The sequence below is a fragment of the Geitlerinema sp. CS-897 genome, from assembly GCF_028368005.1.
GTDB lineage: Bacteria > Cyanobacteriota > Cyanobacteriia > Cyanobacteriales > Geitlerinemataceae > Baaleninema > Baaleninema simplex.
In genome coordinates this window covers 15,153-29,706 of the sequence record NZ_JAQNCQ010000364.1, presented here as the reverse complement: position 1 = coordinate 29,706, position 14,554 = coordinate 15,153, and the positions used below count along the sequence as shown (strand labels likewise).

Here is a 14,554-nt window from a genome sequence, read left to right as displayed (position 1 = left end):
TTTTGGGAGAGGGGGAGAGGGGGAGAAGGGGAGAAGGGGAGAAGGGGAGAAGGGGAGAAGGGGAGAGGGGGAATACTCTATGGAGTCGGTGCGTGACGAGTTGGCCGGTAAGACCGGATACTTTTCTTGTCTTTAGGTCACGCACCCTACGACTGGCGACTGGCGACTGTAAAGTACGATGCTCGATCGCTCGGCGAGGTGGTAAATGTTGCCTTTGACAGGGGACGCGGTTTCGGGGGACGAGATATCCTCGGGAGAGGGTAACGCGGTATCGACGAGGCGATGCCACTGCTGGGATTCGGGTAAGTGGGGTAACTCGAAGTCAAGGGGTTCCCAATAGGCGTTAAAGGCGATGTAGAGAAATTCGTCGGCTTGGGGATAGCGCAAGCTGAAAGCGAGGGTGTGGGAGTCGCGACTCCAATCGGGTTCGCCCAGACAAACGCCGTGCCAGCGCAAACTCGGGCTGATGGGATGGCTACCGATGGTGAGAAATTCTTCGACTTGGAAAATTTTGCGGGTTTGGATGAAGTGGACGAGTTTTCGCGTAAACCGTAAGGTTTCGGCGTTGCGATCGCACAGCGTCCAATCGAACCAGCTCAATTCGTTATCCTGACAGTACGCGTTGTTATTGCCTCGCTGCGATCGCCGCACTTCGTCCCCCATCAGTAACATCGGCGTTCCCTGAGACATCAACAACACCGTCAGCAGGTTTTTGATTTGTTGGCGGCGTAAGGCTTCGACGTGGGGATCGTCGGTGTCTCCTTCGACGCCGCAGTTCCAACTGTGGTTGTCGTTCGATCCGTCGCAGTTATCTTCGCCGTTGGCGAGGTTGTGTTTGTGGTTGTAGGATACGAGGTCGTTGAGGGTGAAGCCGTCGTGACAGGTAATGAAATTAATGCTGCGGTTGAGGTCGCGATCGGGCTGTTTGTAAATGTCGGGACTACCGATGAGTCGGGCAGCTAGGCAGGAAACCGTGTTGCGATCGCTCTTGACGAAACGGCGTGCGTCGTCGCGAAACGGCCCGTTCCATTCTGCAAAGCGATCGCCGATGAACGACCCCACCTGGTACAGTCCGGCGGCGTCCCAGGCTTCGGCGATGAGTTTGGTTCCCGCCAACACGGGATCGGATTCGATCGCCCACAAAATCGGTGGGTCTTCTTGGGGTTTGCCGTGGTAGTCTCGCGAAAGTACCGACGCCAGGTCGAAGCGAAAGCCATCGACGTGCATCTCAGACACCCAATACCGCAAACAGTCGAGAATCAACCGACCGACGACGGCGTGATGGCTTCTAAACGTATTGCCGCAACCGCTGTAGTTGCTGTATCGGGCAGGGTCTTTGTCGAGGATGTAGTAAGTTTCGTTGGCCAGTCCTCGGTAAGAGAGGGTCGGACCGTATTCGTTGCCCTCAGCAGTATGGTTGAACACCACATCGAGAATGACTTCAATTCCCGCTCGATGTAACGCTTTGACGGTGTCGCGAAATTCGTCGATCGCCCCGAGGGGATCTTTGCGGGAACAGTAACGGTTGTGGGGGGCGAAAAAGGCGATGGGGCTGTATCCCCAGTAGTTGGGGAATCCGTCGGGGGCATCGTTCTCGTCGAACTGCTGCACCGGGAGTAATTCTACTGCCGTCACGCCCAATTCTTTGAGATAGGGAATTTTTTCGACGAGTCCGGCGAAGGTTCCGCGTTTTTCTGGGGCGACGCCGGAACTGGGATGGCGAGTAAAGCCGCCCACGTGGAGTTCGTAGATCACCGTACTGGCGTAGGGAGTTTTGGGGTGGCGATCGCCTTCCCAATCGTAGCCTTCGGTATCGACAACGACCCCTTTGAGAGCGTAGGCACAATTGTCGCCGGGTCGGATGGCTGCGGCGCGATCGTAAGTATCCGTCGCCACCGCTTTTGCGTAGGGGTCGAGGAGGACTTTGGCACTGTCGAAGCACAACCCGCGATCGGGATGGTTGGGACCGAGAACCCGATAGCCGTAAAGTTGTCCCGCCCCGACACCGGGGACGAACACGTGCCAGTAGTGGGAGGTTTTATGACGTTGGGGGTCGAGGGGAATCATCCGCGACGGTCGAGCGTCGTCGGGGCGATCGAACAATAACAACGTCACGGCTTCGGCATATTTAGAAAACAGCGCGAAGTTCGTACCGTTTGACTTGACTGTGGCACCGAGAGGAAAACTCTCTCCGGTTAAAACTGTTCTCAATCCCATACTCGAAGCGATCGCTCCCTCTCTCAACACATCAATGTAAATTGAATCTTACGGACGCCGAGTCACCTCCCTGACCTCTATACTTGTCCGATTGAATTCTAGGTTGCTCTTTTCTTGAAATGTCGCTATTATACGGGCAAAGTCTACACTTGCAAATCTAGCACTTATATTAATTTCAGGTTAAACATTTTTTAAGATTTAAGATTGGGTTGAAATTGTAATTTTTGGCAGCTTTTGGCTTGAAACTTACAGGTTTTATACGTTAAAAATTGAAAAAGATCGAAGGTACGCCGTGAGTTGCAGACGATTGTGAGGCAGCTTGGAGTCCGTTCGATCTAGCAAATCGAGGCGATCGTGTCGAAAACAACATCGTGGATTTTTAATATTTTCATAAAGTTATTGCGAGTCGCGATCGCCTACAATCGTCCGTAAATTCTCGACGAGAATAAATCTCTTCCTGAAACAGACTTCACTGGACGATTTGACCTCAGTAAGGTTTCAAACGTTCGATCCCCTCAAAGATCGAAACTAACCTAACAAAAAATTGACGAATTGACATTGCAATTATGACTGTAGCCCCTACAAAACCTCTCGAAGATCGAACTCCCCTCAGTTCCGAAGAACTCCAAAAAATCCATGCTTACTGGCGAGCTGCCAACTACCTGGCCGTCGGCATGATTTACCTCAAAACCAACCCGCTCCTCAAAGAATCTCTCAAACCCGAACAGGTCAAAAAACGGCTTCTCGGTCACTGGGGATCGAGTCCTGGCTTGAGCTTCCTCTACATCCACCTCAACCGTCTCATCAAAAAATACGACCTCAACGCTCTCTACATCGCCGGTCCCGGTCACGGCGCACCGGGCGTCCTCGGCCCCGTTTACCTCGAAGGCACCTACTCAGAAATCTACCCCGACAAAAGCGAAGACGAAGAGGGGATGCGAAAATTCTTCAAACAGTTTTCCTTCCCCGGACATATCGGCAGTCACGTCACCCCAGAAACCCCCGGTTCCATTCACGAAGGGGGCGAACTCGGCTATAGCCTGTCTCACGCCTTCGGTGCTGCCTACGACAACCCAAACCTCATCGTGGCAGCAGTTATCGGCGACGGCGAAGCCGAAACCGGGCCGCTGGCGACAGCGTGGCACTCTAATAAATACCTCAATCCTATCCGTGACGGTGCCGTTCTCCCCATCCTGCACCTGAACGGCTATAAAATCGCCAACCCCACCCTCTTGTCTCGAATTTCCTCCGAAGAACTCGAAGCATTGTTCCGAGGCTACGGGTACACCCCTTACGTCGTTGAAGGAAGTGACCCCGAGACCATGCACCAGAAAATGGCGGCCACGTACGAACAGTGCATCAGCGAAATCCGACGCGTTCAACAAGAAGCCCGTCAAAGCGGCGTGGCGACGCGCCCCCGCTGGCCGATGATAATTTTCCGCACCCCCAAAGGCTGGACGGGACCGGCGGAAGTCAACGGTCATAAAGTCGAAGGGTTTTGGCGAGCGCACCAAGTTCCCCTGGCAGACGTTCACAAAAACCCCGAGAACTTAAAACAACTCGAAGCCTGGATGAAGAGTTACAAGCCCGAAGAACTCTTCGACGAAAACGGAACCCTGATCCCCGAACTGAAGGAACTCGCCCCGACCGGCGATCGCCGCATGAGCGCCAACCCCATCACCAACGGGGGTTTAGTCCGCAAAGACCTGAAATTACCCGACTTCCGCGATTATGCCGTCGAAGTCACGACGCCCGGACAGGTCGAAGTGGAAAACACCCGCATCATGGGCGAGTTTCTGCGGGACGTGATGCGGAACAATATGACCAATTTCCGGGTGTTCGGTCCCGACGAAACCGCCTCCAACCGTCTCGGGGCGCTGTACGAAGTCACTCAAAAAGCCTGGATGGGGGAAATTCTACCCGAAGACGCCGACGGAAGCCTTTTATCTCCCGACGGGCGAGTGATGGAAATGCTCAGCGAACATACCCTAGAAGGGTGGTTGGAAGGTTATCTACTCACCGGACGACACGGCTTGTTCCACACTTACGAAGCCTTCGCCCACGTCATCGATTCGATGTTCAACCAACACGCCAAATGGTTGGATATCTGCAAACACGAAGTTCCCTGGCGCGCGCCGGTGTCGTCGTTGAACATCCTGCTGTCGTCAGTGGTGTGGCGTCAAGACCACAACGGCTTCAGCCACCAAGACCCCGGTTTCATCGACTTGGTGACGAACAAAAGTGCCGAGGTGACGCGGATTTATCTTCCGCCGGACGCCAACTGTTTGTTATCCGTCACCAATCACTGCTTGCGGAGTAAGAACTACGTCAACGTCATTGTCGCCGACAAGCAAAACCACCTCCAGTATCTGACGATGGACGAGGCGATCGCCCACTGCACCAAAGGTATCGGGATTTGGGAATGGGCCAGCAACGACGACTGCGGCAAAGAACCCGACGAACCGGACGTGATTATGGCCTGCTGCGGCGACATTCCCACGATGGAAGCGTTAGCGGCGACGGCCATCCTGCGGGAAGAGTTTCCCCACATTAAAGTCCGGTTTATCAACGTGGTGGACTTGTTCCGCTTGCAATCGGAAGGCGAACACCCCCACGGACTCTCGAACCGAGACTTCGATAGTTTGTTCACCCCGGACAAACCGGTCATGTTCAACTTCCACGGCTATCCCTGGTTGATTCACAAACTCACCTATCGCCGCAGCAATCAAGAACGGATTCACGTTCGCGGCTATAAAGAACAGGGGAATATCAACACGCCGTTGGAGTTGGCGATTCGCAACCAAATCGATCGCTTCAATCTCGTTATCGATGTCATCGATCGCGTGCCTAAACTGGGTTCTGCGGGGGCTTACGTCAAAGAACGGATGAAGAACGAAATCATCAGCAACTTGCACTACGTCCTCGAACACGGTATGGACAAACCCGAAATCACCCACTGGAAATGGCCGTACTAAATCAGTGAAGAGGGTAAAAGGAAAAGGGAAGAGTGTTTTAGTCACCAGTCGTAGGGTGCGTGACCTAAAGACAAGAAAAGTATCCGGTTTTACCGGCCAACTCGTCACGCACCGACTCCTTATCTTTTCCCGAATTGATGTAGGACTTACGCACTTCAACGTTAACCACTAAATGTAGAGGTTGGTGGGCATTGCCCACCCTACACTTTTCCTCCCTTAAACAGATTGATGTTGTAACCAGGAGAAAATATGAGCGATCTCATTGCAGTTGCTTACGACGACGAATATAAAGCTGAAGAAGTGCGCCTAGCACTGATGAAGTTACAAAAAGAGCATCTCATCGAACTCGAAGACGCCGCTGTCGTCATTAAAGACCAAAAAGGTAAAGTCAAGCTCAATCAAGCCATCAACCTCACCGCAGCCGGAGCTGCCAGTGGCGGATTCTGGGGACTGCTCATCGGCACTCTGTTCCTCAGCCCGCTTTTCGGTGCCGCTGTCGGTGCAGCTGGAGGTGCTATTGGAGGCGCTCTCAGCGACATTGGCGTCGATGACGACTTCATGAAAGACCTGGGCGAGTCGATGACACCGGGAAGTTCTGCGTTGTTCTTGTTGGTTCGGAAAGTCACGCCGGATAAGGTTCTCGATGAAGTGGCGCAGTACGGCGGAAAGGTGCTTCGCACGTCGTTGAGTAAGGATCGCGAGAACCAGCTTCAGGAAGTCTTGTCGAATCGAGGGATTTCTCTATAGGAAGCGCCTGCTTAGATCTCGGTTCGGTTTCGTGCGTGAGTTCAACCCCCGGTATCGTCGAGATACGGGGGGTTTGTGTTGCGACGGTGTGGGATTTGGGAGCCTGTGGGGGCGGTGCGTGACGCGGTACTCTCCTTTAATCGGATGGCGGCGAGATTTTGGCGCCCGCGTCACGGCACCCTACGACTCCTCATCCCATCATCTCCGCCTCAATGATGATGTTTGTACGCCCCGGATTCTGGCTGAAACGGGGCGATTTCTTCGCGAACGTTGACGTCGAGGTGTTCTAACATTCCTTTCAATACGGGATCGGGAGAGAGGCGCAGGTAATCTGAGGCGATTTCGAGGGAAACGTGGCGGTTTCCTAGATGATAAGCGGCACGAAGTAAGTCGAGTGGTGTGGCGGCGGTGACGGTGAGAACGGGTTCGGGTTTGGCGACGACGCGCACCCAGCAGTCTCGGGTGTCGGGTTGCAGCCAGTCGCCGTCGTGGAGGACGGTTCCCCGAGTTAATCGTAAGAAGACAGTGTCACCGGAATCTGTGGTGAAGCGATGTCGGCTGCGGGTTCGTTCTTCGGCAGTTAGAGACAGAATAAAGTCAGGAGCGATCGCCCCTTCGGGACGTACCAGTTGTGTTAAAACGAGCATTTTGGACAGAAAATCGCGATTTTATAGACTTTATTTTAAGCGATCGCTTTGTTATTGCTTTATAGAGTGACAATTTATTTTTAGGCCGGAGGGTATTGCCACTTTTTGAAAAGCGTGGTTATAACAGGAGAGAGCGATCGCACTGTGACAAGTTTTGAGAGTTTCAGGTACTGAGGCGTTAACGCGCGATCGCGAACAGTATTCGAGCGGGTTATTTCACACGGCAATATAGAGACAAAATTTCAACTGTCTCTTAAAAGTTAGTGCGTTGTTTGACTTCAAAATCGTATTTTTCTGAAACTTCACAGGAGGATTTTATGGCTGCGATCGAACAACACGACGTTATCTATTTTGTCAAGCCTGATTGAGATGCTCTTACCCTAGGTATTGTGGAAGGTTTAAACAACAAGTTAAAGCTGATTAAACGCAAAGCTTATGGATTTCGTAATTTCTGAGATTTTGAGCTTAGGAGTCAGCTTTCTATGATTTTTTCAGATTGATTCTGCATCTTAAGTTCGGAAGAGCCGGAATTTCAATAATAAATTCCGTTCCCCAATCTGGACTCGAACGACAAGAAAGCTTTCCTTTATGTTTGTCTACCACGATTTTATAACTAATCGAAAGTCCCAATCCCGTTCCTTGTCCGACGGGTTTCGTGGTGAAAAACGGATCGAAAATTTGTTGCTTGACTTTGTCGGGAATTCCACAACCATTATCTCGAATGCGAATTTCAACCCAATCGCCTTTTTCTAACGTTGTGATGGTAATTTGGCTGGGATTTTTGTTAATTTCCGTCGCATCGCGTTTTTTATCCCGTTCCTCTAACGCATCGACTGCGTTCACGAGAATATTCATAAACACTTGATTGAGTTGTCCGGCATAACATTCAACGAGAGGAAGCTGACCGTAATGTTTCACGATGTCGATCGCCGGATGGTTGGGCTTATCCTTAATCCGGTTGTGGAGAATCACTAACGAATTATCCAGACCCTCGTGCAAATCAGCAGATTTATACTCTGCCTCGTCGAGACGAGAGAAATTCCGCAGCGACGCGACGATATCGCGAATGCGTTTGGCGCCCTCTTTCATCGAATCGATGAGCTTCGGGAAATCTTCAATCAGAAAATCCACTTCGGCCAGTTCGATTTGTTCTTGCACCTCGTCGGTGGGATCGGGATAGTTGCGTTGATAGACGCGAATCGTGTCGAGTAAGTCTTCGGCGTACTCCTCGGCGTGGACGATATTACCGAAAATAAAATTGACGGGGTTGTTAATTTCGTGGGCGACTCCTGCCACCAATTGCCCCAGACTGGACATTTTTTCACTTTGTACCAGTTGGCTTTGAGTGTGTTGGAGTTCCCGCAACGTCTCTTGAAGTTCGTTCGCTTTTTGACGTAATCGAGCTTCGGATTCCCGCAGTTCGGCCTCGGCTCGCTTGCGTTCGGTAATGCTCAGCCCCGTTCCCCGGAAACCGACGAGCTGGCCGTCGTCGTCGAAAATGGGAACGCCACTGACGTCTTCCCAAACGACTTCCCCCGTCGAGGTGATGTCGCGGTGTTGCAGTTTGAACGAGGTGCGATTTCTGACGGCAGCTTCGATAATGGCGCGAATGTTGTCGATATCCTCTTCTGGCATCGTGATAAAGGGACTGCGTCCGAGCAGTTCCGAGGCATTGTACCCTTTTACGTCTTTGACGCGATCGGTGAGGAAGGTATAGATTTCATTGGCATCGATTTCCCAAACGTACTCCCCGGCAGCATCGGCAACATCTCGAAATCGCTGTTCGCTTTCCCGTAGGGCTTCTTCAGCCAGCCTGCGATCGGTAATGTCCAACGCCATCGAGGCCACGCCGACAAACTGTCCGTCTAGATCGACGAGGGGTGCGTTGTACCACTCGCAAATAATCGTCTGTCCGGATTTCGTTAAATTCTCGTTGGTACTGCGGTTTCCCCCTCGCTGCTGTACGAGTAAATCCATGATGTCCAGTACCGCAGATTTGGCACTCTCGGGAACGATGAGTCCTGCAACCTTACGCCCGATCGCCTCGCTGGCACTATAGCCAAAAATCGTCTCAGCGGCAGGGTTCCAGGCAGTGACCTCGCCGCGATCGTTCCATTCGATGACGGCCAGGGGAGTTTGATGCACCATCATCGATAAGCGTCGCTGAGATTGGCGAATTTCGACCTCGATGCGTTGGCGTTCGCGAATTTCGGCGTTGAGTGCTTGGTTCGTTGAGGTGAGCCGTTCCGTGCGTTCTCGTACTCGCTGTTCGAGGAGTTCGTTCGCTTGTTGGATTTCGCGAAACTTCTGCTGGAGCGTCAACGACATAGCTCGAAAGTTGCCGACGAGCGCCTCCAACTCCCACGCTGAGGTTCGCGGCCAGTCGATGGGAGAACTGTAGCTGAGCTTTTCAGACAGTCCCGTACTGACATCGGCCAGTTGGGCGAGGGGACGCACGGTCGAGCGACTGAGCAAGCTGGCAAACAGGAGGGCGATCGCCGCGATCGCGAGCATCGTCACCAAACTCCCGATGTAGCGTTGTTCGAGTTGGTTGATGAAGGGAGCCGCCGAAGCGGTCACCACGATCGTCCAAGGGAGATCGGACACCGACATACGGCTGTAGTAGATCGATCGCCGCCAGCGTACCATCAGGGGTACATCTTCGTCGGGGAGCCAGTGATAGACGTTACGATCGAGGGAGTGGTGAGGGTTTTTTCCGTCGAGATCGAGCAGTTGGGCGGTTGCGGGGTAGCGAATCAGGGGGCGATCGCCGCGATCGAGCAAGAAAAACGCCATCTCGAACGGTGTTTCGTAAAACTCCCACATCTGACGCACCACGTTCAAGTCGGCAAAACTGTTATCGTGGGCGATGCGAACTTCTGCCGCGAGTTGCTGTGCGGTGGCATGGAGAGTACTTTCAATAGAGTGTTCGAGGTCTCGTTTGACGACCCGGCTGTCCACCACCATCAGCCCCAACGCCGGTAACAGTGCGAAGGCGACCAGAAGGTTAAACAGTGTATGTCTCAGGGGAAACAACTTTTCTCGCCAACCGTGCAGCCAACGCGCGATCGGTGTGTGGACGAGCAGCAAGCTGGCCACGAGGGCGTTGAAAATACCGTTGATAGCAACTTTTAGAACGATGAGGACGACCGATTGGACGGGAAGCCCCAACACTTGAAAATAAAACACCCAGGTCAGTGGCATTCCCAACAGCAACCAGTAGAGACCGTCGAGGGCGACGAGGTGCAACGACGATCGCCGCAATCCCCAACCTACTACGAAAGCTTCTAGGGTAAAGGTGACGACGGCATAGGGATGACCCCACAAGCGCATCGTGTAGAGGCTGGCGAGAAAGCCGACGAGGGTTCCCCACTTTAACCCGTATAGACTAGCAACGAGGATGACCGCAATGCTGCCAAATAGGAAATCGACGCCAAAAAAGAGCGGTAACTTATAGTAGTTTCCCAAGTACCCGGCGAAAACGAGTCCCGTGAGAACTAGGGTAGTTCCCCATCGCAGGTTGACTTTAGAAGCGAGATAAGGTCGGGCGTATTCTTTTTCGAGACGTTCGAAGAGACTAGCCATCCAACAGATCTGCTTCCCCAGCAGGACGAAATACTGAGATATCGTCTGACTCCGAGCAACACACTCTCGGAATCCCCACGACATTCTATCGTGTCGTGAAGAACCAAAGGGTCTCACCCTTCAGTAGACGAAGTAACCCTTATCAGCATATCCTTCAGGGCGATCGCTCAGACAGGGTAAAGTCACAGATTTTTAATTGCGTAGTTTTACAGACGCCATGATGAAAAAGCGTACGTAGAAACATTTAGTCTGCGAGGCGATCGCCCGACTCGATGTCGAACCAATGGAGGGATTCGAGGGAAAAGGTAAAGTCTACGTCTTCGCTGTTCCACTGACAATCGGCCGGAAGGAGCGATCGCATCACGATCGCGTTATCTTCGTCTCCCGTTCCCGCCACGCGAACGCTCAGCAAATTTTGCATCCCCAAGTTTTCGACTAAAAACACGCGGCCGGACACTCGCAACTCGTCGTCGGGGGAGGCCAAGCGCAAATCTTCCGGGCGCACCCCTAATACGACGTGACGGGGGACATCGATTCCCGAGGGTAGGGGAATTTTGGTATTTCCCAACAGTGCGGCGTTCCCCTGACAGCTCAACGTAATCAAGTTCATTTGAGGACTCCCGACGAATCCCGCGACGAATTGGTTCGCTGGAGAGAAGTACAGGCGATCGGGGGGATCGAGCTGTTGTACGTCTCCTTCGTAGAGTACCGCCACTTTCGTCGAAAGCGTCATCGCCTCGACTTGGTCGTGCGTCACGTACACGACAGGAGCTTGTTGCTGCTCGAACAGTTGTTTGATTTCGGCTCGAACTCGTTCCCGCAGCAACGCATCTAAGTTACTGAGAGGTTCGTCGAGGAGAAAGACTTCCGGCTGACGCACTAACGCCCGTCCCAAGGCGACCCGCTGGCGTTGTCCCCCAGAAAGCTGTCCGGGTTTGCGGTTCATCAAATCTTCTTTTAAATCTAAAAAACGACTGGCTTCGGCCACGCGTCGCTGAATTTCCTCGGAAGAGACTTTTCTCAATCTGAGAGCCGACGCCATATTTTCATAAACCGTCATGTGGGGGTAGAGGGCGTAACTTTGAAACACCATCGAGATGTTGCGATCGCCCGGTTTGAGCACGGTGACATCTCGTCCGCCAATAAAAATCGAGCCGTGGGTCGGTTCTTCGAGTCCTGCAATCAACCGCAGCGTTGTCGATTTTCCACATCCCGACGGTCCTAACAACGTCAAAAACTCGCCATCTTCGACGTTCAAGCTAATATCTTTAACCGGGATCGTTTTGCGGTTGTAGGTTTTGTTTAGATTTTTAAGTTCGAGTTTTGCCATTTTTCAAACAATTGATAATCGATCGCGAAGGAATAATACTGAATTTGTTTTCGATAAGCTGGGCTTCAAAAAGTCTTCACCACTTTGACAGCGAACAGTGTTAGTGTTTCAGTCACCAGTCTCCAGTCTCCAGTCTCCAGTGAAGACAGTTTTCAGAGCAATCGTAGGGTGCGTGACCTAAAGACAAAAAAAGTATCCGGTCTTACCGGCCAACTCGTCACGCACCGACTCCATAGGGTATTCTTATCTCCCTCTCTCCCCCTCTCCCTCTCTTCCCCTCTCCCCTGCTCCTTGGCTTACGAATTTTCGATCGAGGCGGGTTCGGAAAGGTCGCCGATGTCTTCAGAATCGCGCACTTGCGGGACGAGAATCGCACCGACGAGCATTGAGACGCCACCCGCCACGACTGCCAGGAGGCGATCGTTGTGCAAGAAGTGACTCACCACCCAGCCTAACCCCAGAGACGCGGCAATTTCGGGTAAGACGACAAATGCGTTGTAAATTCCCATATAAATGCCAATACGGTCTTCAGGAAGGGCTGAGGATACCATGGCGTAGGGCAGCGACAACAAGCTCGCCCAGGCAATCCCCAAACCGATAACGGACACGAGAATGAGGACGGGACGCTCGATAAACCACAGGGAAATCAACCCCGTGGCACCGGCGAACAGACAAAATGCGTGGGCGATTTTGCGGTTGGTCAGGTTGACGAAGTAGGGAATGACGAAAGACGCCAAAACGCAGACGGCGTTGAATACGGCGATACAGACCCCCGCCCATTCGATCCCTTCGGAGTACAGTTGAGAGCCTTGTTCGGTCGCCCCGAAGAAGTTACGGGCGACGGCTGGAGGAAAGTAGAGGAAAAAGCAGTAAATGCCCAGCCAGGAGAAAAATTGTACCCAGGCCAGTTGGCGCATGGTTTCGGGCATTTCTCGCACGGCGTCGAGCATATCGTCGAAGTTTTCGCGAAAACTGCTGGCTTCAACTTGTTCGGCCAGGGCGTCGGGGTCATCGGGGGGATATTCTTCGGTGGTTGCGACTGTCCAGAGGATAGTTCCCATGAAGACGGCGGCACCGACGTAGAAGGAGATTTCGATGTTGGGCGGAATGGCGCGATCGATCCCGACGTTCGTTACGTCGAATAGGTGACTTAACGTCCAGGGAAGAATGGCGGCCACGACCGCACCGAGTCCGGTGAGCAGGCTTTGGACGACGAAGCCGAGGGTTTGTTGGGATTCGGGGAGTAGGTCGGTGACGAGGGCGCGAAACGGCTGCATACTGACGTTGTTTGCCGTGTCGAGTATCCACAAACTCCCGGCGGCAATCCAAAGAGTTGAGGAGTTGGGCATAAAAATTAGCGCGATCGAACTGAGGATCGCGCCGACGAGGAAGTAGGGTCGTCTGCGTCCGAGTTTTCCCCAGGTGCGATCGCTCATTTGTCCGACGACGGGTTGCACGATCAGTCCGGTGAGGGGTGCGGCAAGCCAGAGAATGGGGATTTCGTCGGCTCTTGCCCCTAAATGCTCGAAGATCGCGCTCATGTTCGTCATTTGGAGCGCCCACCCGAACTGGATGCCGAAAAAGCCGACGCTCATGTTGAAGATTTGGAAAAAACTAAGCTTTTTTTTATCGGTTTGACTCATGAGAATTGGGCATAGTGTTAGGTTCAGTATAGCGATCGACAGAAATTCCTTCAATTTTAATATCGATGGAATCCTTGTCTCATCTGGGATTTACTGGCTGTTGCGTACTGACATCGTACAAAAAACAAGACGAGCGAGGCGCGATCGCCCGAGAAGCGACTGCCCCCTCGTTGTCGGCTGAGTCGGTAAGGAACGGTGACACTGGCGCGATCGACTCCCAAAACGGGGAACCTAGGGGAAAGGGCGATCGCCGACAAACTCCCCCATACTGGGCAAAGGGGCGATCGACCGTTACGTCAACTGTCACCGTTGCCGGTAGACGATCGCACAAGTCACCAAACGCCTACTCGGAAGACAGAGCGTCCGCTTCACAATCGATGCTGTAAGCACGTTACGGACGCCATCTGCCATGAAACGCTCGCTCTCAGTTCGCCTCGCTACGGTTGCTGCTGCCACCCTCTCCACCCTCGGAGCGCTATTTCCACTTCCGGCTCGCGCGACGACCTTCGGACAAACAGAAGTCTCGCAGCGAGATTTCGTTGCTGTAGCCGCTCCCGTGGGAACGACGCGCCATCAACTGGTGGTGATCGAGCAGGTTTCCGACGCACGACCCTGCTGGAGCGAAAGTGGTTCGGCGCCGGTTCGCGTCGAGCCGCTGCTGTTAAACTTCAACTTTACTGGGATTTGCGGACGAGCCACAGACAGCAACGGCTTTTCTGTCCGAGTCAACGGTCGCGATTTGGGAACGCAATACAGTTTGCGCGTGATTCGCGAAGACAACGATTTGGTGTTAACAGCCGTTCCCTTTGGGGGTGAGGCAACCGGGGCTATCGAAATCGGCCGCACTCACGGCGCTACGTCAGATTTTGCCAAAATTCATCTCGATCCCGGTTGGCGCTTCACTAAACGTAACTATCAAGGACGCACTCTCGGTCATATTTATCTGACGAGCGATCGCCCGCTGAGTGCCTTGCTCGATTCGAGTGCGACCCCCGCTCCGACGGCGACGATCGATCGCCAACCCATTTCGAGACCGACTCCCGAAACTCGCATACCGGTTACGTCCGTTCCGACTCCCACGACGCCAGACCCCGTCGCGATCGGCGATCGGCCGTCGTCTCCTTGGGACGAGCTTAACGTTCCCTCGGAACATCGGGCGTATTTACAATTAGTGTGGCAGCGGTACGAGGTGGCGATCGACAATCAACGCCAAGCGATCGCAACGGCCGAGCGTCAACTGGCTACAGCCCTCGAGCGTGGTGCGTCCGATCGCACGATCCGCCGCTATCGGGAAAACTTAGACGATCTGCGTGAGGCTCTCGAACGGTTGCAGTTCCGCCAACGTTACGCTGTCTTGAAGTGAACTACCGCTATTGAATCAAAGATTACAACAGCGGCTTCCTACCCAAA

At 53.2% G+C, this 14,554-nt stretch carries 9 protein-coding genes and 1 pseudogene; 4 read left to right on the top strand and 6 right to left on the bottom strand.

Annotated elements, in window-relative coordinates; all coding sequences use genetic code 11:
• Positions 1-132: 132 nt before the first annotated feature.
• Positions 133-2,217 (bottom strand): glycogen debranching protein GlgX, encoded by a 2,085-nt coding sequence (glgX, locus tag POG22_RS23200; protein ID WP_498907289.1) that lies wholly within the window; start codon positions 2,215-2,217, stop codon positions 133-135.
• 566 nt (positions 2,218-2,783) lie between these two features.
• Between glgX and POG22_RS23195 the strand changes: the two genes are divergently transcribed.
• Both POG22_RS23195 and POG22_RS23190 read left to right on the top strand, forming a co-directional pair.
• Positions 2,784-5,192, top strand: a complete 2,409-nt coding sequence (locus tag POG22_RS23195) for a phosphoketolase family protein (RefSeq protein ID WP_063718942.1) — start codon at positions 2,784-2,786, stop codon at positions 5,190-5,192.
• Between the two features lie 249 nt (positions 5,193-5,441).
• Positions 5,442-5,939, top strand: a complete 498-nt coding sequence (locus POG22_RS23190; protein ID WP_063718943.1) for a DUF1269 domain-containing protein — start codon at positions 5,442-5,444, stop codon at positions 5,937-5,939.
• 209 nt (positions 5,940-6,148) lie between these two features.
• On the opposite strand, the gene ureE is transcribed toward POG22_RS23190, so the two are convergent.
• Positions 6,149-6,586: an urease accessory protein UreE gene (gene ureE, locus POG22_RS23185; protein ID WP_498907287.1), complete on the bottom strand. Its 438-nt coding sequence runs from the start codon at positions 6,584-6,586 to the stop codon at positions 6,149-6,151.
• A gap of 377 nt (positions 6,587-6,963) precedes the next feature.
• On the opposite strand from ureE, the pseudogene POG22_RS23180 reads away from it, so the two are divergent.
• Positions 6,964-7,041: pseudogene (locus POG22_RS23180) on the top strand (transposase); the annotation flags it as partial.
• A gap of 25 nt (positions 7,042-7,066) precedes the next feature.
• Here POG22_RS23180 and POG22_RS23175 read toward each other — a convergent pair.
• The 4 genes from POG22_RS23175 to POG22_RS23160 all read right to left on the bottom strand — a co-directional run bounded on the left by POG22_RS23175 (position 7,067) and on the right by POG22_RS23160 (position 13,451).
• The gene (locus POG22_RS23175; RefSeq protein WP_498907286.1) at positions 7,067-10,171 is read right to left on the bottom strand and encodes a PAS domain S-box protein; all 3,105 of its coding nucleotides are present in this window, start codon (positions 10,169-10,171) and stop codon (positions 7,067-7,069) included.
• A gap of 244 nt (positions 10,172-10,415) precedes the next feature.
• Entirely contained in the window at positions 10,416-11,501 is a 1,086-nt protein-coding gene (locus POG22_RS23170; protein WP_498907285.1) for an ABC transporter ATP-binding protein, read from the bottom strand.
• A gap of 296 nt (positions 11,502-11,797) precedes the next feature.
• The gene (locus tag POG22_RS23165) at positions 11,798-13,144 is read right to left on the bottom strand and encodes an MFS transporter (RefSeq protein ID WP_017659762.1); all 1,347 of its coding nucleotides are present in this window, start codon (positions 13,142-13,144) and stop codon (positions 11,798-11,800) included.
• Positions 13,145-13,223: 79 nt separating this feature from the next.
• Entirely contained in the window at positions 13,224-13,451 is a 228-nt protein-coding gene (locus POG22_RS23160) for a hypothetical protein (RefSeq protein ID WP_498907284.1), read from the bottom strand.
• Between the two features lie 102 nt (positions 13,452-13,553).
• Between POG22_RS23160 and POG22_RS23155 the strand changes: the two genes are divergently transcribed.
• Positions 13,554-14,507 (top strand): DUF3747 domain-containing protein, encoded by a 954-nt coding sequence (locus tag POG22_RS23155; protein ID WP_498907283.1) that lies wholly within the window; start codon positions 13,554-13,556, stop codon positions 14,505-14,507.
• Positions 14,508-14,554 lie beyond the last annotated feature (47 nt).